Below are 26,652 nucleotides of genomic sequence, written 5' to 3'. Positions count from 1 at the left end.
GCGCGGCTCATCACGACGCCGCCGCGGGGTGGTAGGTGCCGAAGCACCAGACGTTGCCCTCCGGGTCCTTCGCGGCGAACTCGCGGGACGCGTAGGGCTGGTCGGTCAGCCCGTAGACGATCTCGGCTCCGGCGGCGACGACTCGCTCGTGCAGTGCGTCGGGGTCGTCGGTGGTCAGGTAGAGGACGGCGCGGCCGGTGTCGAACGGCCCCGGCGGGTCGGACCGGGTGCCCAGCATCACGACGCCGTCGCCCCAGGACAGCTCGGCGTGGGTGACCGCGCCGGAACCGTCGGTGCTCGTGTGCATCTCGGTCAGGCCGAACGTGCCGGTCAGGAACTTGATGGTGGTGTGCGCGTCGGTGTAGCGCAGCGTTGGATGAATGCTCATGGCGGCGACGCTAAGGGCCTGCCGGTGCGCCGGTCTTGAACGAATGGGAACCCGCTACGTGGCCGCCGCGTCCTGTTCGGCGCGGTACTGGCCGGGGGTGCAGCCTGCCAGCGCCCGGAACTCCCGCACGAGATGGCTCTGATCGGCATACCCACAGGTGGCGGCGACGTCGGCGGCGGCGGATCCGGCCACGAGCAGCTGGGCGGCCCGGCTGAACCGCAGTACCCGCGCCGCGGGTTTGGGGGCCAACCCGATCTGGTCGCGGAACCTGGTGAGCAGATGGCGGCGGCTCCAGCCGGCCTCCGCGGCGAGCGCGGCGACCGGCACCGCACCGTCGCTGTCCACCAGCGTGTCCCACGCCCACGCGACCTCCGGGTCCGGGTGCGCGGCGCGGTCGTCCAGCAGCCGGGAGCCCAGGTACCGGTCGAGTCGCGCGAAGCGCCGCGCCCAGTCCCGGTCCTCGGCCAGCCGGGCGGGCAGAGCCGAGAGCGCCGCGTCGTCGAGCTCGTCGAGCCGGGGAGTGCGGTTGGTCAGCTCGGGCATGGGACGGCGCAGCAGGGTGAAGACCCCGAGGGGGGTGAGATCGACCTGCACGCCGCCCTGGGCGCCGGTGAACTCGGTGATCACCGCCGCATCGTGCATCCCGGCGAGGAACGACGCGGGCACCAGCGGCCCGGCCGGACCGTGCAGCCGGATCGGGTCGCCGAAGCTGAGGATCAACGCACACGAGCCCACCGGGGCCTGCCGCCGCCGCAGCGGGATCGGGCTGAACTCGCGGTAGCCGGAGTAGCCCAGCACGTACCGGACCAGCGCCCGGTGCGGGCGGCCTCGCACGTACTCCGACTCGGCCACGGCCCCAGCATGCCGCCTCCGGTCCATGATCGGTGAAGGGGCAGGTTCCGCCGCGGTCGGCGCGGCTGCGGGCTCCGTAACGACGATCATGGGCGGGTGAACGGTCTGCGGTCGGACGATCCGGGCGATCAGCGGGCGACCGGTAACGGCTCATCTGCGGTGGGCCGCGGCCCGGTGCGCGGCGAGCACGTCGTGGCCGAAGTCGGCCTCGGGGTCGCGCCACACCGAATGGGCGTGGTTGGCGCCCCGCTGGGTGTTGTCGTACTCGACGAGCAGCCGCGGGCCCTGCAACCGGTAGTAGTGCGCGGCGCCCGGTTCCGTCGGCCCGGCCCAGGCCAGATGCACGTCCTCGAGCTCGGGAACGTCGGTCAGCCCGCCGGGAACCCGCCCCAGGTAGGTCATCAGCAGCGCGGCCAGCAGCTCCCGCTGCCCCGCGTCGAGCGCCGAACCGGGCAGGCCCTTCGGGGCGTGGGTGAGCGCGAGCCGGGCGTGGTCGGCCGCGTCGTACCCGGTGCCCTCCTCGCCCTGGCGGTCCATCCTCGCGACCAGTTCGGCGAGGCGGGGTTCGCGCAATCGCCCCCGCCAGAGATCGGGCAGCCGGATCATCTGCTCGCCCTCCTCGCCACCGAGGATGCGCGCCCGGTTGCCGCCGATGATGTCCAAGGGGGCGCGGTCGAGCAGCGTCGCGCGCTCCGCGAGCTCGGCGGGCAGCGACCGCATCAGCTCGCGGGCCAGGTCCTCCGTGCCACCCAGCGGCCGCAGCGGAGCGGGCCCCAGCAGCGGCGAGGACGCCGGGTCGGCCCCCAGGAAGCACGGCGTCGTGGAGCGGACCGCGCCGTCGACGACGAGGTTGTTCAGCGACACGTGATGGCCGCCGAGGCGCCACGCCCAGGCCCCCGAGGCACCGGGCTCGCCGAAGACCCGCAGGTAGTACAGCCCGGGGTCGCGCCCGCGCTCGCGGCCCCAGTCGACCGTCCAGCCCTCGGTACGGTCCAGCACGTTCTCCAGGCCCATGATCGTCGCGACGGTGCCGTACCCGGCCGCGGACAACCCGCTGGCCACCAGCTGCATCGCGCGACTCTGCTGGGCGGGGCGCAGCTCGCGCAGCGGCAGGCCGCCGTGGTCGGTCGGGGTGTAGTACCAACGCAGCCGTTCGGCGTCGGATTCGGTGTCGGAGCCCGGGGCGCGCGCGGTCGCGACCGCACGCTGCCGGTCGTCGAGCGACTCCAACCACGCGGCCGCGGCCTCGGCCATCCGGGCCGCGACCGTCCGGCCCGCCTCGAGCCGCCTCTGGTCGGCTCTGTTCTGGTCGGCTCTGTTCTCGTCGGCTCTGTTCTCGTCAGCATTGACGGAGGCCATCCACCGAGGTTATGCCCTCGCGGAACCCCTGGCATCGCCGACCACGGCGTCGCGGGCCGTCTACAGTGCCGAGCCATAGTGACCGCATCCCCACCGACATCCACACCGACGCTCGCCGGCCTGTGCGAGCGCGCCCGCGCCCTCGTCGGCGACGGCCGCCGACGGGTGCTGCTCGGCATCACCGGCAGCCCGGGCGCGGGCAAGTCCACGCTGGTCGAACGGCTCTGCGCGGCCTTGGAGCCGGCCCCGCCCGCCGGGCTGGCGGCGGGGGAGTGGGTCGCCCCCGTGCCGATGGACGGGTTCCATCTCGCCGACGTCGCCCTGGAACGGCTCGGTCTGCGCGACCGCAAGGGTGCCCCGGAGACCTTCGACGCCGGCGGGTACCGCGCGCTGCTGCGCCGGTTGCGGGCCGACGACGAGGCGGTCGTCTACGCGCCCGCGTTCGAGCGGACCCTGGAACAGCCGCTGGCCGGGGCGATCGTGGTGCCGCGGGCGGCGCGGCTCGTCCTCACCGAGGGCAACTACCTGCTCGTCGACGACGAGGTGTGGCGCCCGGTGGCCGCGGTGCTCGACGAGGTGTGGTTCTGCGCTCTGCGCGAGGACGTCCGGCTCGCGCGGCTCGTTGCCCGGCATGTGGCGTTCGGCAAGGAACCCGGTTTTGCCCGGCGCTGGGTGCGTGACGTCGACGGTCCCAACGCGATGCTGGTGGCGGGCACCGCTCGGCGCGCCGATCTCGTGGTGCCCAGCGCGGTGCTGGAGGAGATCGACGGAGGGTGCCGCGGTGAGCGTTGACGATGGCCGTGGCCGGTGGGCCGCGCTGCGGGCCGCGGTGGCGACCCTGGATCCCGGCTACTTCGCGCTGGTCATGGCCACCGGCATCGTGTCGGTCGGGGTCGGGAACCTCGGCCTCGGCACGCTGTCGGCGATCCTGATGTGGCTCGCCGTGGCGTGCTACGCGGTCCTGGTCGTGCTGAGCTGCTGGCGGTGGATCGCGTTCCGGGCGAACGTGCTGGCCGATTTCTCCGACCCCCGCCGGGGATTCGGGTTCTTCACCTTCGTGGCCGGGACCGACGTGCTGGGTGCCCGGCTGCTGGCCGACGGTCATCACGGGGTCGCGCTGGGGCTGCTGGCCTGCGGCGGGCTGGCGTGGCTGGTGCTCGGGTACGTGGTGCCGTGGACCGCCGTGCTCTCCCGCACGAAACGACCGGTGGTGGCCGGCGCGAACGGCACCTGGTTCGTCTGGGTCGTGGCCAGCCAGTCCGTCGCGGTACTGGCCGCGGCGCTGCAGCCGATCGTCGGCTTCGGGACCCGGGAACTCGCGCTGCTGGCCTTCGGGTCCTGGTCGGTCGGCATCTTCCTGTACGGGGCCGCGGGCGTCTTCGTCGCGGCCCGGCTGATGCTGTACCCGGTGGGCCCCAGCGACCTCACCCCGCCCTACTGGGTGGCGATGGGGGCGACCGCGATCACCGTGCTGTCCGGGTCCCAGATCGTGCAGATGCTCGACACCCCTGCGGTCGAGGTGACCCGCGGTCTCGTCGCCGGGTTGTCGGTGGTGTTCTGGTCGGTCGGTACCTGGCTGATCCCGCCGCTCGTCGCGGCCGGCTGGTGGCGCCACATCACCCACCGGGTCCCGCTGCGGTACGACTCGGCGCTGTGGAGCATCGTGTTCCCGCTCGGCATGTACGGCGTCGCCGGATACGACATCGGCCAGGCCGATCTGCTGCCGATCGTGCAGGCGATCGGGCAGCACGAGACGTGGGTGGCGCTCGCCGCCTGGGCCGCGGCTTTCCTGGCCATGATCGTGCACCTGGTGCGCACCGTGGTGGTGCGTCCGGGCTCGCGGGCCGGTGAACAGCCGTCGATCCCGCGCCGCTCCGCCGTGAGCTGACCCGGGCCGGCGCCGGTTCCGTGCCCGGGACAGCGAGCGCCCTTGCCAGCGGGGGGTGCGGCGGCGAGGGTGCACAGTGTGAGCGTGTCGGAGGTTCCGGCCTCGCTGCGGTCGTGGATGTCCGCGGTCAGCGAGATCGCCCGCGCCGTCAACGCCGCCGAGCCGCTCGAGGCGGTGCTCACCCGGGTCGCGCGGCAGGCCTGCCGGTTGATCGGTTTCGAGTCCTGCGCGGTGATGCTCGCCGACCCGGCGCGCGAGCACCTACGGGTGGCCGGATGGTGCGGGCTCAGCCCCGGCTACGTCGCGCTGGTCAGCGACGGTGACGCCCTGCTCATCCACCCGCCCGGTCCGCAGCTGGACACGCCCGCGGCCCGGGCGTTCCGCGAGGGTCGCACCATCGTCGTCCCCGACGTGCGTTCCGCGTGGCGCTACGGCCTGTTGCGGCAGCTCGCTCCCGCGCAGGGCTACCACGCGCTGGTGAGTGTGCCGCTGCGCGCCGTGGACGACCTGGCCGGGGTGATCGTCGCCTATTCGGTGGCCGCCCGAGAGTTCGCCGGCCCCGAGCTGGAGCTGATCGAGCTGCTCGCCGGGCAGGCGGCACTGGCGCTGGAGACCGCGCGGCTGCGGACCGCCCAGCAGGACGTGATCGGCGAGCTGTCGCGGGCCAACGCGGAGCTGCGCCGCGGGCGGGCCGTCCTGGAGTGGGCCGAACAGCAACACCATCGGCTGATGCAGCTGGTGCTCGCCGAGGTCGGTCTCGCCGGGTTGGTCTCGGCACTCGCCGAGACCCTCGGCGCATCGGTCACGGTCGAGGACGCCGAGGGTCGGGTGCTCGTCAGCGCTCCCGATCAGGGATATCGGCCGCCGCCGGACGCCGCGGCCCGGCGGCGCGCCCCGGCCCGCAAGGCGCTGGCGGCCCAGGAGTCCGCCATGGACCGGCGCTACGAGGTCGCCGAAGTCCCCATCGTGCCGGCCGGCGGTCCGGTGCTGCCCGGGGCTCCGGGCGTCGTTGCGGGGGAGATCGCGTGGGCGGCGCCGGTGGTGCTGGGCGGGGAGCTGGTGGGACGGCTGTGGGTCACCGCGCCACCCGCGGCGCCGGAGCCCGTCCAACTGCGGGTCGTGGAGCGGTTCGCACTGGTCGTTGCGTTGGAGCTGCTGCAGCAGCGGCATCTGGTCGACGTGCACGGGCGGCTGTCCGGCGACCTGCTCGCGGACCTGCTGCGCGTCGACGGCCCCCTGCGTCCGCAGGTCGTCCTCGACCGGGCGGCGGCGCTCGGGCACGATCTGAGCCACCCGCACCTCGTCGCGGTGCTGGCGGTGGACGGCCCGGTCCCGCCGGCGGTACGGCTGCCGGAGCTGGCCAGGTCCGCGGCCGAACCGGGTCCCTGCCCGCTGGCCGGACCCTACGACGGGCTGCAGGTGGTGCTGCTGCCCGCCGAGCCGGATCCGGGCGAGGCGCTGCGCCGGATCCTGGTGCATATCGAACGGGCGGTCGGATCGGACGCCACCCCGACCCTGGTGGCCGGGCCGGTCGCCCATGCCGTTTCCGACTACGCCGCCGCGTTCCGGGTGGCGCGCGGGGCGATGGCGCTGCGCCGGGCGAGTCGCCCCGGCGGGCTGGTGGACGTCCGCGAGCTCGGGCTGTCCGCGCTGCTGCTGGAGACCGGAACCCCGGATGCGCTGCGCCGGTTCGCCCGCGGGCTGCTGCGTCCGGTGGTGGTGTACGAGGCGCAGCGCGGCGGCGACCTGCTCGCCACCCTGCGGATCTGGCTCGCCACCGGGTGCTCGACGACGACGGCCGCGAGGGCGCTGGTCGTGCATCCCAACACCGTCGGTTACCGCCTCGGCCGCATCGAGCAGCTCACCGGGCGCAACCTGCGCGATATCGGGGTGCGGCTGGAGCTGCAGCTCGCGTTGACGATCCGCGACATCGTCCGGGCGGACGCTTAGCGCAGCGGGGCTACCCCCGGCCGCCGCGCCGGCTTGTGCCCGGCCCCAGCGGCACGCCGGTTTTCCTGGGCCGGCACACATGGTCCATCCCGACGCGGGCCAGCAACATCGAGAGAGGCGCGTGCCGCAGGCCGCAACCCGGCGCGCGCCGTCCAGCACACCTCGTCGCGGAGGCCGCTGTGAAACCGCCACCCTTCTCCTACGCCGCGCCGCCCACGATCGCCGAGGCCGTCGGGCTGCTCGCCGAGCACGCCGACGCCGAGCCCCGGGTGCTCGCCGGGGGCCAGAGCCTGATCCCGCTGATGAACTTCCGGCTCGCCGAGCCGAGCCACCTCATCGATCTGCGCAACGTCGCGGAGCTGTCGGGCATCCGGCTCGACGGCGACGTCCTGGTGATCGGGGCGATGACCCGGCAGTCGCAGATCGAGCAGGCCCCCGAGGTGGCGATTGCCGCACCGCTGCTGGCCGAGGCGACCGGGCTGGTCGGGCACACCCCGATCCGCAACAGCGGCACCATCGGCGGCAGCCTGGCGCACGCCGACCCCGCCGCCGAGCTGCCCGCCGTCGCACTCGCGCTCGACGCCGACCTCGTCGCCGCCGGACCAGGCGGGACCCGCACGATCCCGGCGGCGGAGTTCCTGCGCGGGCCGTTCAGCACGGCACTGGCCGCCGACGAGATCCTCACCGAGATCCGGCTGCCGCGGCGCGCGGGCGGGTACGCGTTCGTCGAGTTCGCCCGTACCCACGGCAACTTCGCGATCGTCGCGGTCGCCGCGCTGGTCGAGCTCGACGGCGACCGGATCAGCCGAGCGGCACTTGCGCTCACCGGGGTCGCCCCGACGGCCATCCGCGCCACCGCCGCCGAGGACGTCCTCACCGGCGCCGTCCCGGACGACGCCACGATCGCCGCGGCGGCCGATGCCGCGGTCTCCGGCGTCCGGCCCGCCGGGGACCTGCATGCGAGCGCGCAGACCCGGATCGAGCTGGCCCGCAGCCACGTGCGCCGCGCCGTGACGCTCGCCCTGCACCGCGCCCAGGACCAGAGGTGAGTCCCATGGCCGAGAAGCACACGATCACCCTGACGGTGAACGGCCGCAGGCACATCGCCGAGGTGGAGCCGCGGATGCTGCTCGTCGATCTCCTGCGCGACGAGTTGAGTCTCAAGGAGGTCCACATCGGCTGCGAGCACGGCGTCTGTGGCACCTGCACGGTGCTGCGGGACGGTGCGAGCATCCGCTCCTGCATCACGTTCGCGGTGCAGGCCGACGGCGCCGAGATCAGGACCGTCGAGAGCCTCGCCGATGGCCCGACGCTGCACCCGCTGCAGGACGAGTTCTGGGCCAAACAGGGCCTGCAATGCGGCTACTGCACCCCGGGGATGCTCATGCGGGCCTGCGAGATCCTCGCGCACAACCCGGATCCGACATCCGCGCAGGTCCGCGAGGGCATCGCCAGCAACCTGTGCCGCTGCACCGGATACCAGTACATCGTCGAGGCCGTACTGGCCGCGGCGGCCCGGATGCGCACCGGACAGAACGCCACGCACGATGTCGAGGTGAGGTCATGACCACGATCGACCGCCCCGCGCCACCCCCGGCACGCACGCACAAGCGCGATCGGAGGTGGGTAGGCCAGTCCGTCCGCCGCGTCGAGGACCCCAAGTTCCTGCGCGGCCGCGGCGGCTATCTCGCCGATCTGGTCACCCCGGGCATGCTGCACGCCGCCGTGCTGCGCAGCCCGCATCCGCACGCGCGGATCGTCTCGATCGACACCGCGGCGGCGGCCGCGCTCGACGGCGTGCACGCGGTGATCACCGGGGCACAGGCCGCCGAGCTCACCGACCCGCTGCCCGACTTCGGCCCCGACCCGGCCAACCACGTCTGGCGCTGCCTCGCGGTGGACACGGTGCGCTATGTCGGCGAGGGAGTCGCTGTCGTCGTCGCGGACAGCCGCTACCTCGCCGAGGACGCGCTCGAACTGATCCAGGTGGAGTACGAGTCGCTGCCCCCGATCGTCGACCCGCAGGCGGCGCTGGAACCGGGCGCGCCGCTCGTCCACGAGCCGCTGGGGACGAACTGCGCCTACGAGCGCAGCTTCGACTTCGGCGACGTCGAGCGCGACTTCGCCGAGGCCGACCTGGTCGTGCGGGACCGGCTGCGCTGGCACCGTTCGGGCGGGCAGCCGCTGGAGACCGTCGGCGCGATCGCCGACTTCGACCACGGTTCCGGCCAGCTCACCGTGCACACCAACTCGCTGTCGTTCACCAGCTACCTGTTCATGGCGGCGGCCTCGCTGCGGATTCCGGCGAACCGGCTCGACGTCCGGCAGGTGCCCGCGGGCGGCAGCTTCGGCTCCAAGCTGTTCGTCACCAAGCCTCTGGTCCTCGCTGGGATGTGCTCGCGGATGGTGGGGCGTCCGGTCGTCTTCCTCGAGGACCGCGTCGACAACATCGCCAACTGCGATCATCACGGCTCCGACCGGGTCTATGACGTCGAGCTCGCGGTGATGCGCGACGGCACGCTGCGCGGCCTCGCGATCGACGTGATCGACGACTACGGCGCCTACATCCAGTTCGGCGTCGGTCACCACGGCAACGCGCTGGCCCAGGTCGTCGGCCCGTACACGATCGGCAGCGTGCGCTACCGGGTACGGGCGGCGCTGACCAACAAGAACCAGCAGGGGGCGTACCGGGGTTTCGGCTCGGAGGTCAACAACTGGATGCTCGAGCAGATGGTCGACAAGGCCGCCCGGGAGCTGGGCATGGACCCCGTCGAGATCCGGCGGCGCAACTTCATCCGGGACTTCCCGTACTTCATCCCGACCGGCAACGTCTACGACTCCGGCGACTACGACGCCGTGCTCGACCAGACGCTGCGGCTGGGCCGCTACGACCACTGGCGCACCGAGCAGAAGCGGCTGCGCGAGCAGGAGGGCCGCTACATCGGGATCGGCCTGATCACCTGCGCGGAGCGCAGCGTCTTCTCGGCGACCGAGTTCTGGTTCTGGTTCGACGAGCCGGGCGCGCCGGTCACGAGCATGCCGGAGAGCGTGACGCTCACCGTGGACGCCACCGGCGGGATCACCGCGACCCTGTACTCCTGCGCGTTCTGGGGCAACAGCCCCGAGACGATGGTGGCCCAGCTCGTCGCCGAGGAGTTCGACTGCGACCCGCACGACGTCTCGGTCGCCTACCAGGGCAGCCGAAACGGTCTGCCGGCCACCGGCCCCGGTGGCTCGCGGACCACGGTGATGCTCGCCGGTGCCGTCGAGGGTGCCACCGCGAAGATCAAGGCCAAGGCGCGGCGGGCCGCGGCACATCTGCTGGAGGCCGACCCGGACGATCTCGAGTGGGCCGACGGCGGGTACCAGGTGCGGGGCGTGCCGGATCGGCGGAAGTCGCTGGGCGATATCGCGATCGCGCTGCACCTGTTCAAGCACGGTTTTCCCGAGGATATCGAGAGCGGGCTGGAGGAGTCGAAGGTCTTCGACCACCCGTACACGACGATGCCCTCGGCGGACCGCAAGGACCTCGGTGTCTTCTATCCGTTCGTCGGGCATGCCTGCCACATCCCGGTGGTCGAGGTGGACATCGAGAGCGGAGCGGTCCGGTTCCTGGCCTATGCGGCCGTGCACGACTGCGGGACACTGGTGAATCCGCGTTCGCTCGCCGGGCACATCCTCGGCGGGGTCGCGCAGGGTATTGGGACCGCGCTGTACGAGGAGTACGTCTACGACGACGACGGGCAGCTGCTCTCCTCCAGCTACATGGACTACCTCATCCCGTCGGCGATGGAGGTGCCGGAGCTGGCCATCGGACATGTCGAGACGCCCTCGCCCTACACCCCGCACGGGATCAAGGGCGGCGGCGAGGGCGGCCGGATGATGGCACCTGCCGCGGTGAACGCCGCGGTCAACGACGCGCTCGCGCCGCTCGGCGTCCGCCTGACGGAGCTGCCCATGACCCCGGAACGCATCCGCGCCGCCCTGCGCACCCCCCGGTGACCCGCAAGCCCCGCGAGTCGCCGTACTCCCGAGCGCGAGTCGCGGTGTTTCCGCGAGCGAGTCGGGCATGAGCCAGCGGATCGCCGTCGTCACCGGCGCGAACCGGGGCATCGGGCGGGCGATCGCGGTCGCGCTCGCCGCGGACGGGTTCGCCGTGGCCGCCGCGGCTCGGGATCCGGCGGCGCTGGGTGATACCGCGGCCGAGATCGAGAAGGCCGGCGGTACCGCGGTGCCGCTGGTCTGCGACGTTCAGGAGGAGGCCTCGGTGGCCGCGATGGCGGAGCAGCTCACGCGGGCCGACGAGACGCTCGGCCCGGTGCACACCGTCGTCGCCAACGCCGGGACAGCCGGGCCGACCGCACCGCTGCACGAGATCACCCTGGACGAGTGGCGCGCCACCCTTGCCACAGACCTGGACGGGGTGTTCCTCACCTTCCGCGCGTTCGTCCCCGGCCTGATCGCGCGCCGGGCCGGAAGCCTGATCGCGATCTCGTCGATGACCGGAAAGCGTCCGCTGCACGGGCGCACGCCGTATGCCGCGGCGAAGCTGGGCGTGATCGGGCTGGTCCGGACCCTCGCCGTCGAGCTGGGCCCGCACGGGATCCGGGTGAACGCGGTGTGCCCGGGAGCGGTTGCCGGGCCGCGGATCGACGAGGTGATCCGCAGGCAGGCGGCGGCCCGCGGGATCGGCGAGGACGAGGCGCTGGCTGCGTTCACCGGGTCGTCGCCGCTGGGCCGGTTGGTCGAGGCCGACGAGGTGGCCCGCGCATGCGCGTTCCTGGCCTCGGACGCCGCGGCGGCCATCACCGGCGAGGACCTCAACGTCAGCGCCGGTGCCGTCATGTACTGAAACCCACGGGACTCCGTCCCGTGGAACCCGCCGAGGGAGGGCGAGGCTCGGATGCGGATCATCGACCTGTCGCAGGACATCTACGAGGGGATGAAGGTCTACCCGGGGCACCTCAAGACGGTGCAGTTCGAACACACCACGCATGAGGAGACGGCCCCGCGGTTCGAGGGTGGGTTCTCCTTCCAGACCACCGGATTCATGCTCAACGACAACGGTCCCACTCACGTCGACTCGTTCTCCCATCTCGATCCGGACCCGGCGGCGGAGACGATCGAGAAGATGTCGCTCGAGCTGTTCTTCGGCCCGGCGGTCTGCCTCGACGTCACCGAGTTCACGCCGCGGACCGATATCACAGCCACGGACCTCGATCGCGTCGAGGCGGCGTCGCCGGTCGACGTACGGCCCGGCGACATCGTGCTGTTCCACACCGCGACCTGGAACCGCTACGCCGGGGACCGGCGCTACCTCACCGACTTCCCGGGCCTCGGGGAGTCGGCGAGCGAGTGGATCGTGCGCCGACAGATCAAGACGTTCGGGGTCGACAGCCCGACCCCGGACAATCCCGCGAGCACCAGCTATCCCTGCCACATGATGTGCCGCCGGGAGCACATCACCCATTACGAGAACCTGGCACATCTGGACCGGGTGGTGAACGCCAGGTTCACGTTCATCGGCTTCCCGCTCAAGCTGCGCGGCGCGCACGGCGGCCCGACTCGCGCCGTCGCGCTCGTCGAGTGAGGCGATCAGGGAACCCCGGCGGCCCCGGCGACCCCGGGTAACCCCCCGCCGGGGCGCCCCAGCCGGATATCGCAGCTGATCGTTGCGGCGTCGAGACCGGTCAGCACCGCGATCAGATCGCGGACCGCTTCGTCGGCGTCGGCGGCGTCCCGCACGCTGGTGGCCGCCTCGATGGCGGGAACGTAGAGCACCATCCGGCGCTCGGACATCCACGCCACCACGTCGAAGGTCCGCTCGTCGCGCGGCGTGTTCGACCTGGTCATTCCGCCACGGTAGCCGCCGCGGCCGGTCGCGGACACCGCCTGTGGCGGATCACCCGCAGGGCACGACGCTGCAGTCCGGCGCCGGCGTCGGCTGCGCGTTCGTCGTGGGCGCCGGGGCGACCCGCGCCGCCCGCGGGTCGGGGCCGGGCGCGGCCGGGCCTGGTGTGCCGGCCTGCTGGGGTCGCTGTGGCACGGCGGAACGGTCGGCGCCGGCCGGTGCGCCGTGTTCCGGGCCCGGTGTGGGCGGCGGAGCCGGCTCCGACGTCGGCGCGGGGGCCGGGGTCGGAGCCGCCGCGGTCGGGGTCGAGGTCACCCGCGGATCCTCCCCCGGCTCCCGGTTCGACGGCGGGTCACCGATCGGACGGTAGGAAGCGAAGGGCGCCGGCGGCCGTTCGCGCGCGGCGTCGGCCATGAAGCGCTGCCACGTCCTGCCGGGTAGGGTGGATCCGGAGATGGGCTCGCCGCCTGCGGTGCGGATCGGGGAGTTCATATCCGTGCCGATCCAGACCGTGACGGCCAGGTCGGTGGTGAACCCGCTCATCCACGCGTCGTTGTTCTGCCCCTCGAACCGGGACTGCACGGTGCCGGTCTTCGCCGCGACCTGGCGCACCCCCGACGGCGCGAGGCCGTCGTGTTCGGCGACGTCGATCATGGCCTCGGTGACGTTGCGGGCCACCCGCTGCGAGAAACGACGCTCGCCGCCGGAGTCGGGCGCCGTGAAGAGCACCCGGCCGTCGGCGGTGACGACCTCGGCGACCAGATGCGGCTGGTGCCAGACCCCGCCCGCCGCGATCGTCGCATAGGCTGACGCTAGTTCCAGTGGGGTGACCTCCTTGTTGCCCAGGGCGATCCGCTCGTCGGGGTTGTCGAGCGAGGAGGTGATGCCCGCGCTGCGGGCGGCGGCCGCGATCCGCTCCGGGCCGATCTGCTTCGCCAGCGTGTTGAACACGACGTTGTTGGAGATCGTCATGGCCTGTTTGAGGTCGCAGCGCGCGCAGTCGGCGCCCTCGGCGTTGCGCAGGCCCGGCACCGCCGCGCCGTCGAACGTCGTCCCGAGCCCGATCGGCGGGTCCTGCTGCAGCGCCGCAAGCACCACGAACGGTTTGAACGTCGACCCGGCCTGCTTGTGCACCCGCGCGTAGTCCAGCCCGACCCCGTTGTCGCCCCCGTAGTAGGCGAGGATGCCGCCGGTGTCCGGGTCGATCCCGACGACGGCGCTGCGCAGGTTCGGCGGCTGCCCGGCCAGCGTCCGGTGCGCCGCCTCGACCGCCTCGTGCTGCCGCTCGGGGTCGATGGTGGTGGTGATCCGCAGCCCCTCCCTGAACTCCTGGTCCGAGATGCCCAGCTCCTCGAGCTCCTCGCGCACCGCGGTCACGATGTGTCCGCGGCTGTCGGTTGGGGCGCCGTGGGACGCGCTCTTGCGCGGCACGGTCTGCGGGAACTTCGCGGTGGCCCGCTCGGCGGGGGACAGCCAGCCCTGCGACACCATGCCGTCGAGCACGAACTCCCAGCGCGCCACGGCCTTGTCCGGGTTGATCGCCGGGTCCCAGCGCGACGGGGACTGGATCACCCCGGCGAGCAGCGCACCCTCGCTGGCGGAGAGCTCGTCGACGGTCTTGCCGAAATAGGCCTGGCTGGCCGACTGCACCCCGTACGCGCCGCGGCCGAAGTAGATCGCGTTGAGGTAGCCGCCGAGGATCTCGTCCTTGGTCTTCTCCTGGTTGAGCTTGACCGCGACGATCATCTCCTTGTACTTGCGCCAGAGCGTCGGCTCGTTGCCGACCAGGGTCGTCTTCACGTACTGCTGGGTGATCGTGGAGCCCCCGCCGGCCCCGCCGCGCAGCTGGTTCCACGCCGCACGCAGGATGCCGGTCAGGTCGAATCCGGGATTGGAGTAGAAGGTGCGGTCCTCAGCGGCGAGCACGGCGTTGCGCACCGGCACCGGGATCGTCTCCAGCGGCACCTTGATCCGGTTGCCCTGCTCGGGGACGAGCCGCGCGAGCCGGCTGCCGTCGGCGTAGGAGACGAGCGAGACCTGGTTGTTCACCGCCTCGTCGGGGCTGGGCACGGAGAAGAAGGCATAGCCGACGACGAACAGCAGCAGCGGAACCACGACGAGGGTGGCGAGGCCACCGAGGAACGCCCAGCGCAGCAGGCGCCGGCGGCGGGCGCGGCGGTCGTCGGTGGTGAGCGGGGGGCGACCCGGCGAGCCCGGGTCCAACCAGGCCCGGAGCAGGTCGAGCGGACCGACCGGGCGGCGGGCGCGCCGCCTGCCGCGCGCGCCGGTTTCGGGGTCCGACCGGTCACGCTGATCCGGGACGGCGAGGCGGACGCGTCCCGCCTCGCCGGTTCCCGGGCGCCGCCGGGCCGGTGCGGGGGGTTGCCACCAGCCCACGCCGGCCCGGCGCGGGCTGCCGCCACGCCGGGCCGGATGGCCGGGGGCGGGCCGTCGGGTGGGACGGCCGATCCGGGAGGGCGGTGGCGGGTGCGCTGTGGACACTCGCGTGGCCCTCCTTCCGACACTCGACTCGTCGCGAGGGCCAACGATCGTTTCCGCGCTGACGGTGCGCTCCGGCGTGGCTCATCACCCGAACGTCCGCGTGGATCGGGTGTACGTCGCACGCCGGCCCGGGCGTTGCGCCACCCTGTGTAGTCAAGGCCCCCCGACCGGACGCGGACTGGTGTGCGCGCCCCTTGGGCAGCGCCCGGGGTGGGGCTAGCGTCGACGCCCTGGCAGTGACGCACATCATTTTCGCGGGGTGCCCGCGACGGCCGTGGCCCGTGCCCCGCGAGAAGACGACCAGAGGAGACCTCGTGGCACGCCTTCCCTCGCTCGAGGAGCAGAACGCCAGGGCACACGCCGCCTACCGCCAGGTCGAGAAGCACATCTTCGAGACCGAGATCGCTCCGCGGGTCACCGCGGAGATCATCGAGGAGCACCGCGCCACTCCCATCGGCAAGCACAGCGACGACCTGGAGCGGGTGCTCACCTATCTGCGCAAGAACCAGCTGGTGATGAAGGGGAAGTACATCCTGGTCTGCACCAGGCCGCATGAGGAATGGCGCATCGCCGAGATCACCGGCGAGCCGGACCAGCCTCCGACGCTCCTCGACGACACTTTCACCGACCGGTTCGAGGCCGAGCACGCGATCTTCCGCAAGCGGCTTCGGGACAACGGGCTGACCGGCGGCGAGGAGGCCTCGGCATGAAGGTCATCGGCTACAGCAGGCAGCTGTCGGTCTTTCCCGGCCAGGACGTCGACTTTCTGGTCAGCTGCGACACCGAGCGCTACCACGCCGACATCGTCCGGCTCATCCACGGCGACACCAACCCCGACGGGCCGGGGGAGAAGATCGAGCCGGTGCAGACCGGTATCGACGCCGACTTCCCCGGCCGGGTCCAGCGCGTCGTCAGCGGATCCCATGTCGAGGTGCCCGATCACCCCAAGCTGCGTCCCGGCGCGCAGTGGACGCTGCAGGTCACGGTGGCGCCCACGACGCCGCGCGGCGGCGTCCAGGGCCTGCTGACCAAATGGGACGCCTCGCGCGAGGCGGGGCACGGCCTGTTCATCGGCGAGGACGGGGCGCTGCAGGTCTGGGTGGGCGACGGCGCCGGGAACACCCAGCGCACCAGCGCCGGCGTGCCGCTGCTGGCCGGTGTCTGGTATCTGGCCGTGGCCTCCCAGGACGCCGACGGCGCCCTGACCGTCAGCCAGACCCCGGTCGTCACGGTCACGAACAGCAGGTTCGCCTTCGCCACCTCGTGGGAGAGCACGACCGCGACCGTCACCGAGGCGTGCCCGGTCCGCGCGCCGGACGGGCTCGCGGTCCCGTTCGTGATGGCCGGATATGTCGAGACGCCGGCCGGCGAGGACTCCCGTCAGGTCATCGGCGGCCACTTCAACGGCAAGCTCGACCGTCCGCGCGTCCACGCCGTCGCCCTCGGTCCGGAACGGGCCGAGGGGGCCGTGCAGACCCCGCGCGGAACCGATCTCGTGGCCGCATGGGACTTCCAGGAGGAGATCACCGACCACGGTGTCGCCCACACCCGCCAGGTCACCGACGTCTCCCGCAACCGGTTGCACGGCCGGGCGTGGAACGGTCCGGCCCGGGGGATGACCGGCTACAACTGGCGGGCCACGGAGCAGAACTTCATCCACGTCCCCGAGCAGTACGGCGCGATCCATTTCCACGACGACGACCTGACCGACGCCTGCTGGGACGTCGACTTCACCCTGACCGTCCCCGACGATCTGCCGTCGGGGCTGTACGCGGCGCGGCTGCGGGCCGACGACGACGTCGACCACGTGCCGTTCTATGTGCGGGCGCCGCGCGGCGCGGAGAAGAAGATCGTGTTCCTCGCGCCGACGGCGAGCTACATGGCCTACGCCAACGACCACGTGACCCTCTGGGCGCCGCTGGCCCAGCTGTTCGTCGCGCGCAACCCGGTCCTCGACCAGCGCAACATCGTGCTCAGCGAGCACCGCGAGTTCGGGTTGTCGACCTACGACATCCACGCCGACGGCTCGGGGGTGGCCTACTCGACCCGGCTGCGGCCGATCCTGAACATGCGGCCCGGTTTCCGGCACTGGCTGTCGCCGTCGTTGTGGCAGTTCAACGCCGATCTGCACCTCATCGACTGGCTGACCCAGCTCGGCTACGAGTTCGACGTCGTGACCGACGAGGACCTGCACCACGAGGGCGTCGACGTGCTCGCGCCCTACCAGGTCGTCCTGACCGGCTCGCATCCGGAGTACTACTCCGAGCAGATGCTCGACGCCGTGCACCAGTACGTGAGCTCCGGCGGTCGCCTGATGTATCTCGGCGCGAACGGCTTCTACTGGGTGATCAACTACGACCCCGAGGACCGCAACGTCATCGAGGTGCGCAAGGGGCACGGCTCCAATGCCTGGCGGTGCGCGCCCGGCGAGTACCACCTGTCGTTCACCGGGGAGTACGGCACGCTGTGGCGGCATCGCGGACGCGCGCCGCAGCGGCTCGTCGGGGTCGGCTTCGGGGCCGAGGGGTTCGACGTCTCGTCCTACTACCGCCTTGCCGGGGACGCCCGGGACGGGGGTCCGGCCGCGTGGATGTTCGACGGCATCGACCCGGACGAGAAGATCGGCGACTTCGGGCTCGTCGGCGGCGGGGCCGCCGGGCTTGAGCTCGACATCGTCGACACGGCGCTGGGCACGCCCCCGGAGACCGTCATCGGTGCGGTCTCCGAGAACCACACCGACATCTACCTGGAGGTGCTCGAGGAGCTGTTCTTCAACGTACCGGGGGTGGGCGGCAGCCAGAGCGGCCAGGTCCGGGCGGACATCACGTACTTCCCGACGCCGGGTGGTGGCGCAGTCTGGTCGGCCAGCTCGATCGCCTACTGCGGGTCGTTGTCGCACAACAACTACGACGACAACGTCTCGCGGCTGACCAGGAACGTCCTCGACCGGTTCCTGCGCGACGAGCCCGTCCCCGCCGGAGCGACGGCCTCGGACAGCTGACGCTGCCGGCCTCAGGGTGGACCTCTTCCCCGGCTTCCCCGGCGGTCCGTGGCGTCGGCCCCGTCCAGTGGTGTGTCGAGGAGCCTGCGCAGCTTGAGCGCCACATGGACGGTGAGCCGGTCCTCGGGATCCTCCAGATCCGTGTCGACGAGCTCGAGCGCCTGGGCCAGATGGCGGCGGAACGTGTTGCGGTGCATATAGCCCGCGTGGGCCGCGTCGTCGCGCCGCGGGAAGTCCAGTGCCAGCTCCAGCACCCGCGCCAGGTCGGTTCCATGGTCACGGTCGTGGCGCAGGAGCCTGCGCAGGCACAGACGCACGAAGTCCTCCGCGCGCCTTCGCTCGAGCCCGTCGGTCAACAGGCACGCGAGCGCGAAGGATCGCGCGGGGCGGACGGGTGCGTCGCCGGCGGTATGCGGCAGGTAGCGCCGCATCCGCCGGAGCCGGCCGACGCGGGCCGGGAGCTCGCTCAGCCCGGCGCTCCGCTCGTCGGCGATCGCGTGGACGTCACGATGTCCGAGGTGACGTGCGTGGTACACCAGCCGGCCCAGCTCGCGGTGCACACTCGCGCGGCAGGGCTCGTCGGGACCGTGCACGGGGATGAGCAGCGCAACCGACCTGTGGGTGAGCGTCACCGCGATGGTCCCGGGTAGGCGCTGCGCCTCGCGGTCCAGCTCGGCGAGCGTCCGCGGCCCGGGATGGCCCGCCGTCCACGCGAGCAGGGCGGGCCAGTAGCAGTCGGCGAGGCGCAGGTCGGCGGACCGCGCCTGGGTCCGGATGTCCGCCGCCGTGATCGAGTCGTCGGTGACGAGCCGGCGAAGGAGCGCGGTCCGGCGCTCGCCGCGCACGGCGCTCGCCAATGCGGTGCGCGCGAACTGCTCGCCGAGCAGGGAACCGACGAGCTCGAGCATGCCGCGCGGCACCTCCCGCGTTCCGCCGTCGCGCACGGCGAGCACGGCGAGTGGCTCGCCGGCGTGCTCCACCGAGAGAACGTGCCAGCCGGCGGGTGCCCCGTCGCTTCCGGTGGTGAGCACGCCCGCGTCCGGGCGGGCGGACGGGGACGATGCGACCAGGAGCGCGCCGCTGGTGTCGAGGAGCGCCAATGGGCGGCCGAGGGCGTGGGACGCGGCCGCCACCAGGCCCTCGGGCGAGTCGGAGGCCGACGCGAGACGGACGAGGTCGCCGCACTGCGCGATGATGTCGTCAGCGATGTTGCCGGTCATCGACCCGGCCCGTCGCGTTTCGGGGACCTGCGACCGCGAGACCACCGTAGACCCGGCGCGGGACAGCGTCCATCCGTCCACCGCGGCCGTCCCCCGGCACGCCGGCACCGGAGTGCGGGCCGATACATCCTTCCGCCGTCTGCGTCGCTCTGGACGGCCACAATCGGTGCGCCCTGCACCAGGCGCCTTGGCGGCCGACGCCGCGCTCGCGACGCTGTCCGCGACACCACCCCCCGAACCCGAGCCGGCGAAGACAAGGTCGCTACCGGAGGGAGGGCTCGATGTTCCCCATCCCGACACGGGACAGCGAGGCGCGCGCCCGGATGATCGCCGAGCACCGGGCGTGTATCGACGACATGAAGGGCGTGGCCGGATGCTCGATCCTGCGCACCGAGCGGCAGGGCAGCGCGATCGAGCCGCACGGCGGCATCCACGAGCAGATGGACCTCGCCAAGGTGCTCGTGCGCATGCGCGCGATGCAGCCGGGCGCCCACGGCGGCAAGTACGTCGTCATCTGCACCGAGGTGGAGCGGCAGTGGCGGATCGGCAGGCTCACCGGGGTGCGCGGCAGGCCGCCGGAGTTCGTCAACGACACGGTCTACACCGACGAGAACGAGATCCAGCACGACATCTTCCTGCTGCGGCTGGACCAGTACCCCGAGACCGACGGGATGCCGGAGGACTTCCACGAGGGCTGGAAGCGCCACGACGACAACTGGGCGGTCACCTGACGCGCCCACCGCGTCCCCGATGCCCTCGACGACTCCCGAGGAGCAGCCATGAGCAGCGGCAACGGCACGGCCTGGATGCGGATCACCGCCTACGGCGACAAGTGGTCCGTGCAGCAGGGGGACCCGATCCGCTTCTTCGTCAACTGCGACGGGCCCGCCGCCTACGACGCCCAGCTGGTGCGGCTGATCCACGGGGACACCAATCCCGCGGGCCCGGGGTTCAAGGAGGTTCCGCTCGACGCGCCGTTCAACGGCCGCCACGACGGCCGCAGGCAGGTCATCCACAGCGGCTCGCACGTGGTCGTCGCGGACCGCCGTCCGCTGCGGGTGGCCGGCTTCACGCTGCAGTGCTGGATCTGGCCGACGATGCCGACGAAGGTCGAGGGCTACTGGAAGCCGGGGCCGCAGGCGCTGATCGCGAAATGGTCGGACGACCGCGGCTACGGCCTGTTCCTCGACGAGAACGGCGCGCTCGAGCTGCGGATCAACGGCGAACGGCTCACCACCGGCGTGCCCGTGCGCGACCACGCGTGGCACTTCGTGGCCGCGACGTTCGACGCCGAATCGGGCCGGGCCGTGCTCTACCACGAGCCACAGATCCGCTACGCGCTCGATCCCGTGATCGAGCCCGTGGAGGCGACGCTGGACACGAGGATCGAGCATTCCGACGTGCCGCTGGTCATGGCCGGCTACGCGGAGCGTCGCGACGAGGGCCCGGCCGGGAGCACGTCCCCGGTGCCCGGCGTGATCCTGGGCGGCGACTACAACGGCAAGATCGACAGCCCCCGGCTGTGCAACCGGGCGCTGAGTCGCATGGAGATCGAGACGATGAAGCTGGGGGCGCGCCCCGAGCTCGACGAGCGCCGCGGGCCGGGCCCGACCGGCGAGCTGTCGACCTGCCTCGTGGCCTCCTGGGACTTCTCCGAGGGCATCCCCACCCGCACCGCCGTCGACAAGGGGCCCTACCGACTGCACGGCGAGGTGGTGAACCTGCCGACCCGGGCCATGACAGGCCACAACTGGCGCGGCGTCGAGACCAACTGGCAGCACGCCCCCCAGGAGTACGGCGCGATCCACTTCCACGACGACGACCTCGACGACGCCCGCTGGGACGTCGACTTCGAGTTCCCGGTCCCCGAGGACCTGCGCAGCGCGGTGTACGCCGTCAAGCTCACCTCGGAGGACGGCGACGAGGACTACGTTCCGTTCTTCGTCCGCCCGCCGCTCGGGGTCTGCACCGCCAAGATCGGCGTCATCATGTCGACGATCGACTACATGGCGTACGCCAACGAGCATCTGGCGGCCAACGCGGCCGGCGCCGAGCTGCTCGTCTACCGGATCCCGATCCTGCAGGCGCAGAACATGTTCCTGGCCGAGCACCGGGAGTACGGCGGGTCGATCTATGACACCCACACCGACGTGAGCGGGCTGTGCCTGTCCTCGCGGCTGCGGCCGGTGCTGTCGTTCCGGCCGAAGTACGACCACTTCCTCATGCAGGCGCCGTGGCAGTTCCCCGCCGACCTGCATCTCATCGACTGGCTGACCGAGCTGGGGTACGAGTTCGACGTCATCGCCGACGAGGACATCAGCTACGACGGGCTGGAACGGATCGAGGGCTACAACGTCCTCATCACCGGCAGCCACCCCGAGCACAAGGACGCCAACTACCTCGACGCGATCCACGCCTACAAGCAGCGCGGCGGGCGCTTCATGTACATGGGCGCCGACGGCTTCTACTGGATCCACACCTTCCACCCGGCCTACGGCCGCGGCGAGGTCACCGAGATGCGCCGCTGCGAGTCCGGCATCCGCACCTGGCGCGCCGACCCCGGCGAGTACCACCACCAGTCCAACGGCCAGCTCGGCGGGATGTGGCGCTACGTCGGCCGTTATCTGCACTCCGTCGCCGGGACCGGCATGTCGAGCGAAGGGTTCGACATCGGCTCGTACTACACGCGCACGCCGGAGTCGAACGACCCGCGGGTGTCCTGGGCGTTCGAGGGCATCGGCTACGACGAGCGCCTCGGCGACTTCGGGCTGGTCGGCGGCGGCGCCGCGGGAACCGAACTGGACATCGTCGACACCTCGCTCGGCTCGCCGCCGCACACCCTGCTCGTCGCCACCTCCGCGGGCCGCCACACCGACGGCTACTTGCTCGTGATGGAGGACTTCGGGTTCAACCAGGCCGGCCTCACCGGCACCGAACATCCGCGGGTGCGGGCCGATATCGCCTACCACGAGACCCCGGGCGGCGGCGCCTGCTTCGCGTTCAGCTCGATCGCCTACTGCGGCTCGCTGTCGCACAACAACTACGACAACAACATCTCCCGGCTGACGAAGAACGTGCTCGACCGGTTCATGCAGGACGGGCCGCTGCCCGACCCGCCCTCCGACGCCGTGCTGCACCGCGGCCGGCTGGCCTACGACCCGGAGCTGAACCGCAGGCGCATCGACGCGCTGGCGCCGAAGGGTTCCTAGGTCCGGGTCGGAGGTCATCGCGATGTCAGCCGCCCTGCGCGAGCTCGCGCTGGAGGACGAACGCATCTGGACCCGGGCGTGGGTGTGCGTCGGGGTGGAACAGCAGATCCCCGGCCTCGGTGATCTCCTGCCCGCCACCGTCGGGCATCACGGTCTGCACGTGCAGCGCGGACCCGACGGCGGGTTGCGGGCGGGGTTCAACGTGCTCCAGTACGGCTCCTGCTGGACCATCCCCGCCCAGTGCGGGCACGGCCACAAGACGAACTGCCCGTACGTCTCGTGCGCCCACTCGCTCGACACCGATGCCGTTGCCGCCGACGACGGCGTGCCCACCCGGCAGATGCGCCAGTTCATCGGCTTCAACCCGCAGAAGCTCGCGGACGTGCCGGTGCGGACGGTGGGCCCGCTGATCTTCGTGACGCTCGCCGATCCGCCGCCGCTGGAGGAGCAACTCGGCGCGCTGGGCGCGGCCGCCGCGGCCCTCGGCGGGCTCCGGCACGTCGCACGGTTCTGGGCCGAGCTCGACTGCAACTGGAAGCTGGCCGGCGACGCGCTGTTCGAGGCGCTGGGCGCGCCGCCGCGCAGTGGGCGGCTCGTGGAGCGCCTGGCCGCGGGCACCGACGTACCGGGCACGATGCGCGGCCGGCCGCGGGCCGCGGACGCGGGCGCGCCGCTCGCGCCGGACGACGGCGGGGTCCGGTTGTGGCGGGCCTTCCCGAACGTGGTCCTCGTGTGCGCGCCCGACCACGCGGCCACCGTCGTGGTGAAGCCGACGCGGATCGACGGGGTGGCGCTCGTGATCTCGCTGTTCGCGCGCCGCGGGGACGCGGCCGGGGGCGTCGTCGAGGAGGGCGCCGACGAGGAGGCGGCCGCCCTCGCGGCGGGGTGGCGGGCGGTCGCCCGGGAGGCGCGCGCCCGCTCGCGCAGCGCGCGGATGGGCGACGGCTCGCCGATCCTCACCCACGCGCGCAGCCTGCTGGGCGGGTGAGCCGCGGATGCGGCCCGCGGCCGGTGAGCTCCCCTGCTTCATCCCCGACTTCGTCTGTGCGTACCTGCGCGCGCGCTCGGGCCCGCCGCGAACGGTCGTCGACCTGTGGGCCGCGGCCGGGTGGATGCTCCCACGGCTGGTGGCGGAGTTGCGGCCGGCGCGGGCGATCGGTGTGGTGCCCGACGCGCGCCGCGCCGCGCTCGGCGGGCGGCTCGCCCCGCCCGACCGGATCGTGTGGCGCGTCGACGACGCACGCGCGGTCGCGGCCACCCTGGAACCCGGCGTCGACGTCGTGCTCGGCTGCCCGCCATGGCGGTGGCAGCCCCGGCGGATCCCGGTCGAGACGGCCGACGGCCCTGTGGTCCTGACCGAGGACCCGGCCAACGTCGCGTTGCTGCAGGCCTGCTCACGGCTGGTTCCGGACGGGATCGGGCTGTTCATCGTCGGCCCCGGGTTCGTCATGCGTCCCGGCCCCGGCACCGCGTTCGCGAACCTCGACCGGTTCGGGCTCGCGCCGCACCTGCTGCTGGAGCTGCCGCGGGGGATCTTCGTGCCCGACAGCGGCTCGGGCCGGCTGCTGATCGGCCTCGGCCCCGCGCCGGCCGGCGCACCGCTCGTCGGCTCCCTGACCCCCGACCGGCGGCGCACCGATGCGCTGCTCGCCGCGCTGCGGCCCGTCGCCGGCTGCTCCACGTCCCACCCCCGCGGGTTCACATGAGCGTGAGATAGCGCTCGATCTCCCAGTCGGACACCGCGGCGTGGTAGGCGTCGAACTCAGCCTGTTTCACGGCGGTGAAGTAGTCGAGGTAGTCGCCGCCGGGTACCCGCCCCAGCGCCGCGCGCAGCACACCGTCTCTGACCAGCTCCTCCAGCGCCCGGTCGAGGGTCTTCGGGAGCGCCACGATGCCCCGGTGGGCCACCTCCTCGGCGGGTAGCGCGAACAGGTCGTCGGTCACCTGCTCACCGGGATGGAGTCCGCGGGCGATGCCGTCCAGGCCCGCGGCGAGCAGGACCGCCGAGGCCAGGTACGGGTTCGCCGACCCGTCGACCCCGCGGTGTTCCACCCGGCCGCCCTCGGGCACCCGCAGCATGAGGCTGCGGTTGTTGCCGCCGTAGGCCACATACGCCGGCGCCCACGTCGACCCGGAGGTCGGCGCGCCCACCCCGATCCGCTTGTAGGAGTTCACCGTCGGGCAGATCACCCCCGCGAGCGCCCGCCCGTGGTCCAGCAGCCCGCCGATATAGGAGTAGGCCGTCTTGGACAGCCCGAGCGGGTCGCTGTCGTCGCGGAACAGCGGCGTGCCATCGAGGGTCCACAGGCTCTGGTGGATGTGCATGCCGTTGCCGGTCACCGATCCGAACGGCTTGGGCATGAAGGTCGCGGTCATGCCGGAGTCGTGGGCCAGCATGTGCACCATGTACCGGAAGAAGATCGTCCGGTCCGCGGTGGTGACGGCGTCGGAGTAGACGAAGTTGCTCTCGAACTGGCCGTTGCCGTCCTCGTGGTCGTTGGCGTAGTTGCCCCAGCCGAGCGTGTTCATGTGCCGCGACAGGGTGGAAAGGAAGTCCCACATCCGGGTCAGGCCCTTGACCTCGTAGCAGGGCTTCGCGGCCGAGTCCAGGGTGTCGGCGAGCTCGAGCCTCCCGTCCGGGGCGCGCCGCAGCAGCGAGTACTCGGCCTCGACGCCGGTCATGAACGTCCAGCCGCGGTCGGCGGCCAGCGCGGCGAGCCGGCGTTTGAGGATCACCCGCGGGGCGTACGGCCACGGCTCGCCGCCCACATAGGGGTCGCAGTGCAGCACGGCGACCCCCTCCTTCCACGGCACCCGGGTGTAGGACGCCGGGTCGGGCATCGCCGTCAGGTCCGGATCCGCGGGGCTCTGGCCGATGGCGCCCGCGGCGAACCCGGCGAACCCGGCGCCGCCGTCCATGAGCAGGTCGAAGCTGGCCATCGGCACGGCCTTCGCGCACGGCTTGCCGTGCATGTCGACGAACAGGGCGAGGAAGAACTCGATCCCGTCCTCCCGCGCGCGTGCCCTCAGATCGTCGCGCCCATCGTCCATGGCAACTCCTCTGCCGACGGATCGCCGCTCAGCTCCGGCCCGGAATCCAGGTCGTCCCGGCCAGCGGAACCTGCGCCATCGCGGCCGCCTCGACGGTCAGCGCCACCAGATCCTCGGGCTCGAGATTGTGCACATCGGACTTTCCGCACGCCCGGGCCATGGTGGTGAGCTCCATCGTCACCGATCGCAGATAGTTCGCGACGCGGCGGGCGCCCGCCTCGGGATCCAGCCGCGCCTCCAGGTCGCGATCCTGGGTGGCGATGCCGACCGGGCAGCGGCCGGTGTGCATGTGATGGCAGTACCCGGGTTCGGTGCCCAGCGCCCGGTAGTCCGCGGTCGCGTCGTGGGCGACACCGTCACGGACCCAGGTGCGGCCGTTGCAGCCCAGCGCGATCAGTGGCGCAACCCCCAGCGAGACGGCGGTCGCGCCCAGCGCGAGCGCCTTGGCCACGTCCGCTCCGGTGCGGATGCCGCCGGAGACGACGAGCTGCACCTCGTCCTCCACGCCCAGCTCGCGCAGCGCCTCGGCCGCCAGCCGCACCGCGGCGAGCGTGGGGATGCCGGCATGTTCGAGGAACACGTCCTGGGAGGCGCCGGTGCCGCCCTGCATCCCGTCGACGACGACCACATCGGCGCCCGCGGCCACGGCCAGCTTGACGTCGTTGCCGACCCGGGTGGCGCCGAGCTTGACGTAGACCGGCTTCTCCCAGCCGGTGGCCTCGCGCAGCTCTTCGATCTTGATCCGGAGGTCGTCGGGGCCGACCCAGTCCGGATGCCGCGACGCCGAGCGCTGGTCGATCCCCGCGGGCAGCGTGCGCATCGCAGCGACCCGGTCGCTGACCTTCTGCCCGAGCAGCATCCCGCCGCCGCCCGGCTTGGCGCCCTGCCCGATCACGATCTCGATCGCGTCGGCGCGCTTGAGGTCCGCCGGGTTGAACCCGTACCGCGACGGCAGGCACTGGTAGACGAGCAGATGTGACGCCGCCCGCTCCTCCTCCGACATTCCGCCGTCACCGGTGGTCGTCGAGGTGCCGACCGCGGTGGCCGCCCGGCCCAGCGCGATCTTCGCCGGCGCGGACAGCGCGCCGAAGCTCATTCCCGCGATCGTGATCGGGATGTCGAGCTCGAGCGGTCTGCTCGCCCGGCGAGCGCCGAGCACGGTGCGGGTCTCGCAGCGCTCCCGGTAGCCCTCCAACGGGTACCGGGAGACCGATGCGGTGAGGAAGACCAGGTCGTCGAACGTCGGCAGGACGCGCTTGGCGCCCCAGCCCCGGATCTCGTAGTGCCCCTCCTCGGCCATCCGTTGGATCGCCGCGATGGTCTGCGGCCCGAAGGTGTGGCTGGGTCGTCGCGCGTCCATCGGCAGGGGGGCCGCGGCCAT

General features: G+C 72.4%; 21 protein-coding genes and 1 pseudogene. 14 read left to right on the top strand and 8 right to left on the bottom strand.

The window, feature by feature from the left end:
• Positions 1–10: 10 nt before the first annotated feature.
• From G567_RS0117540 to G567_RS0117530, 3 genes are all read right to left on the bottom strand, one after another.
• A complete protein-coding gene (locus tag G567_RS0117540) occupies positions 11–388 on the bottom strand; it encodes a VOC family protein (protein WP_028931009.1) in 378 nt (125 codons plus the stop codon).
• A 54-nt stretch (positions 389–442) separates the two neighbouring features.
• The gene (locus G567_RS0117535; RefSeq protein WP_028931008.1) at positions 443–1,240 is read right to left on the bottom strand and encodes a helix-turn-helix transcriptional regulator; all 798 of its coding nucleotides are present in this window, start codon (positions 1,238–1,240) and stop codon (positions 443–445) included.
• A gap of 150 nt (positions 1,241–1,390) precedes the next feature.
• Positions 1,391–2,599 carry a DUF3500 domain-containing protein gene (locus G567_RS0117530; RefSeq protein ID WP_245585689.1) on the bottom strand — a complete coding sequence of 403 codons (1,209 nt, stop codon included), beginning with the start codon at positions 2,597–2,599 and terminating at the stop codon, positions 1,391–1,393.
• 78 nt (positions 2,600–2,677) lie between these two features.
• Here G567_RS0117530 and G567_RS0117525 point away from each other — a divergent pair, with 78 nt between their 5' ends.
• The 8 genes and pseudogenes from G567_RS0117525 (at position 2,678) to G567_RS0117490 (ending at position 12,027) form a co-directional block, all read left to right on the top strand.
• The gene (locus tag G567_RS0117525) at positions 2,678–3,391 is read left to right on the top strand and encodes a nucleoside/nucleotide kinase family protein (RefSeq protein ID WP_084796213.1); all 714 of its coding nucleotides are present in this window, start codon (positions 2,678–2,680) and stop codon (positions 3,389–3,391) included.
• Positions 3,381–4,487, top strand: a complete 1,107-nt coding sequence (locus tag G567_RS29580) for a tellurite resistance/C4-dicarboxylate transporter family protein (protein WP_211223959.1) — start codon at positions 3,381–3,383, stop codon at positions 4,485–4,487. The genes G567_RS0117525 and G567_RS29580 overlap by 11 nt, the downstream gene beginning before the upstream one ends.
• Positions 4,488–4,571: 84 nt before the next feature.
• Positions 4,572–6,437 (top strand): helix-turn-helix domain-containing protein, encoded by a 1,866-nt coding sequence (locus tag G567_RS0117515; protein ID WP_161631719.1) that lies wholly within the window; start codon positions 4,572–4,574, stop codon positions 6,435–6,437.
• 179 nt (positions 6,438–6,616) lie between these two features.
• A complete protein-coding gene (locus G567_RS0117510; RefSeq protein WP_028931004.1) occupies positions 6,617–7,486 on the top strand; it encodes an FAD binding domain-containing protein in 870 nt (289 codons plus the stop codon).
• 5 nt (positions 7,487–7,491) lie between these two features.
• Positions 7,492–7,962 (top strand): annotated as a pseudogene (locus G567_RS0117505) ((2Fe-2S)-binding protein); the annotation flags it as partial.
• A gap of 38 nt (positions 7,963–8,000) precedes the next feature.
• Complete coding sequence (locus G567_RS29575) at positions 8,001–10,439, top strand: xanthine dehydrogenase family protein molybdopterin-binding subunit (protein ID WP_037057575.1); 2,439 nt, start codon at positions 8,001–8,003, stop codon at positions 10,437–10,439.
• A gap of 67 nt (positions 10,440–10,506) precedes the next feature.
• Positions 10,507–11,289 carry an SDR family NAD(P)-dependent oxidoreductase gene (locus G567_RS0117495; protein ID WP_028931002.1) on the top strand — a complete coding sequence of 261 codons (783 nt, stop codon included), beginning with the start codon at positions 10,507–10,509 and terminating at the stop codon, positions 11,287–11,289.
• 51 nt (positions 11,290–11,340) lie between these two features.
• Positions 11,341–12,027: a cyclase family protein gene (locus G567_RS0117490; protein WP_028931001.1), complete on the top strand. Its 687-nt coding sequence runs from the start codon at positions 11,341–11,343 to the stop codon at positions 12,025–12,027.
• A 5-nt stretch (positions 12,028–12,032) separates the two neighbouring features.
• Here the strand turns inward: G567_RS0117490 and G567_RS0117485 are convergent, their stop codons facing one another.
• The gene (locus G567_RS0117485; RefSeq protein WP_147201042.1) at positions 12,033–12,290 is read right to left on the bottom strand and encodes a hypothetical protein; all 258 of its coding nucleotides are present in this window, start codon (positions 12,288–12,290) and stop codon (positions 12,033–12,035) included.
• A 49-nt stretch (positions 12,291–12,339) separates the two neighbouring features.
• Positions 12,340–14,790 (bottom strand): transglycosylase domain-containing protein, encoded by a 2,451-nt coding sequence (locus tag G567_RS29570; RefSeq protein ID WP_245585688.1) that lies wholly within the window; start codon positions 14,788–14,790, stop codon positions 12,340–12,342.
• A gap of 314 nt (positions 14,791–15,104) precedes the next feature.
• On the opposite strand from G567_RS29570, the gene G567_RS29565 reads away from it, so the two are divergent.
• Together G567_RS29565 and G567_RS0117470 are read left to right on the top strand one after the other, a co-directional pair.
• A complete protein-coding gene (locus tag G567_RS29565; protein ID WP_051233229.1) occupies positions 15,105–15,500 on the top strand; it encodes a N,N-dimethylformamidase alpha subunit family protein in 396 nt (131 codons plus the stop codon).
• Complete coding sequence (locus G567_RS0117470; protein WP_028930999.1) at positions 15,497–17,791, top strand: N,N-dimethylformamidase beta subunit family domain-containing protein; 2,295 nt, start codon at positions 15,497–15,499, stop codon at positions 17,789–17,791. The genes G567_RS29565 and G567_RS0117470 overlap by 4 nt, the downstream gene beginning before the upstream one ends.
• A gap of 11 nt (positions 17,792–17,802) precedes the next feature.
• Here G567_RS0117470 and G567_RS0117465 read toward each other — a convergent pair whose 3' ends face one another.
• Positions 17,803–19,011, bottom strand: a complete 1,209-nt coding sequence (locus G567_RS0117465) for a PucR family transcriptional regulator (protein ID WP_147201043.1) — start codon at positions 19,009–19,011, stop codon at positions 17,803–17,805.
• A gap of 281 nt (positions 19,012–19,292) precedes the next feature.
• Between G567_RS0117465 and G567_RS0117460 the strand changes: the two genes are divergently transcribed.
• Genes G567_RS0117460 through G567_RS29555 form a run of 4 tightly spaced genes read left to right on the top strand, consistent with a single transcriptional unit; the run spans position 19,293 to position 23,926 of the window.
• Positions 19,293–19,742: a N,N-dimethylformamidase alpha subunit family protein gene (locus G567_RS0117460; protein ID WP_028930997.1), complete on the top strand. Its 450-nt coding sequence runs from the start codon at positions 19,293–19,295 to the stop codon at positions 19,740–19,742.
• A gap of 48 nt (positions 19,743–19,790) precedes the next feature.
• Positions 19,791–22,220, top strand: a complete 2,430-nt coding sequence (locus G567_RS0117455) for a N,N-dimethylformamidase beta subunit family domain-containing protein (RefSeq protein WP_211223958.1) — start codon at positions 19,791–19,793, stop codon at positions 22,218–22,220.
• 22 nt (positions 22,221–22,242) lie between these two features.
• Positions 22,243–23,208, top strand: coding sequence for an aromatic ring-hydroxylating oxygenase subunit alpha (locus G567_RS29560; RefSeq protein ID WP_051233228.1), 966 nt, complete (start codon positions 22,243–22,245; stop codon positions 23,206–23,208).
• Between the two features lie 7 nt (positions 23,209–23,215).
• Positions 23,216–23,926 carry a hypothetical protein gene (locus tag G567_RS29555; RefSeq protein WP_037057573.1) on the top strand — a complete coding sequence of 237 codons (711 nt, stop codon included), beginning with the start codon at positions 23,216–23,218 and terminating at the stop codon, positions 23,924–23,926.
• On the opposite strand, the gene glnT is transcribed toward G567_RS29555, so the two are convergent.
• The gene (gene glnT, locus G567_RS0117440; protein ID WP_028930995.1) at positions 23,919–25,271 is read right to left on the bottom strand and encodes a type III glutamate--ammonia ligase; all 1,353 of its coding nucleotides are present in this window, start codon (positions 25,269–25,271) and stop codon (positions 23,919–23,921) included. The two genes, G567_RS29555 and glnT, sit on opposite strands and share 8 nt — an antisense overlap.
• Before the next feature lie 28 nt (positions 25,272–25,299).
• The gene (locus G567_RS0117435) at positions 25,300–26,652 is read right to left on the bottom strand and encodes an FMN-binding glutamate synthase family protein (RefSeq protein WP_028930994.1); all 1,353 of its coding nucleotides are present in this window, start codon (positions 26,650–26,652) and stop codon (positions 25,300–25,302) included.

The organism is Pseudonocardia asaccharolytica DSM 44247 = NBRC 16224 (assembly GCF_000423625.1).
Classification (GTDB): domain Bacteria; phylum Actinomycetota; class Actinomycetes; order Mycobacteriales; family Pseudonocardiaceae; genus Pseudonocardia; species Pseudonocardia asaccharolytica.
Note: the sequence above shows the minus strand (reverse complement) of the source record. Positions and strands in the feature narration are given on the sequence as shown.

Bases quoted from the DNA above. Each gene is read 5' to 3' on its own strand.
- G567_RS0117465 (WP_147201043.1), bottom strand. From the start codon at position 19,011: ATGACCGGCAACATCGCTGACGACATCATCGCGCAGTGCGGCGACCTC.
- G567_RS0117470 (WP_028930999.1), top strand. From the start codon at position 15,497: ATGAAGGTCATCGGCTACAGCAGGCAGCTGTCGGTCTTTCCCGGCCAG.
- G567_RS0117485 (WP_147201042.1), bottom strand. From the start codon at position 12,290: ATGACCAGGTCGAACACGCCGCGCGACGAGCGGACCTTCGACGTGGTG.
- G567_RS0117455 (WP_211223958.1), top strand. From the start codon at position 19,791: ATGAGCAGCGGCAACGGCACGGCCTGGATGCGGATCACCGCCTACGGC.
- G567_RS0117490 (WP_028931001.1), top strand. From the start codon at position 11,341: ATGCGGATCATCGACCTGTCGCAGGACATCTACGAGGGGATGAAGGTC.
- G567_RS0117530 (WP_245585689.1), bottom strand. From the start codon at position 2,599: ATGGCCTCCGTCAATGCTGACGAGAACAGAGCCGACGAGAACAGAGCC.
- G567_RS0117460 (WP_028930997.1), top strand. From the start codon at position 19,293: ATGTTCCCCATCCCGACACGGGACAGCGAGGCGCGCGCCCGGATGATC.
- G567_RS0117435 (WP_028930994.1), bottom strand. From the start codon at position 26,652: ATGGCCGCGGCCCCCCTGCCGATGGACGCGCGACGACCCAGCCACACC.
- G567_RS29560 (WP_051233228.1), top strand. From the start codon at position 22,243: ATGTCAGCCGCCCTGCGCGAGCTCGCGCTGGAGGACGAACGCATCTGG.
- glnT (WP_028930995.1), bottom strand. From the start codon at position 25,271: ATGGACGATGGGCGCGACGATCTGAGGGCACGCGCGCGGGAGGACGGG.
- G567_RS0117495 (WP_028931002.1), top strand. From the start codon at position 10,507: ATGAGCCAGCGGATCGCCGTCGTCACCGGCGCGAACCGGGGCATCGGG.
- G567_RS0117540 (WP_028931009.1), bottom strand. From the start codon at position 388: ATGAGCATTCATCCAACGCTGCGCTACACCGACGCGCACACCACCATC.
- G567_RS29575 (WP_037057575.1), top strand. From the start codon at position 8,001: ATGACCACGATCGACCGCCCCGCGCCACCCCCGGCACGCACGCACAAG.
- G567_RS29555 (WP_037057573.1), top strand. From the start codon at position 23,216: ATGCGGCCCGCGGCCGGTGAGCTCCCCTGCTTCATCCCCGACTTCGTC.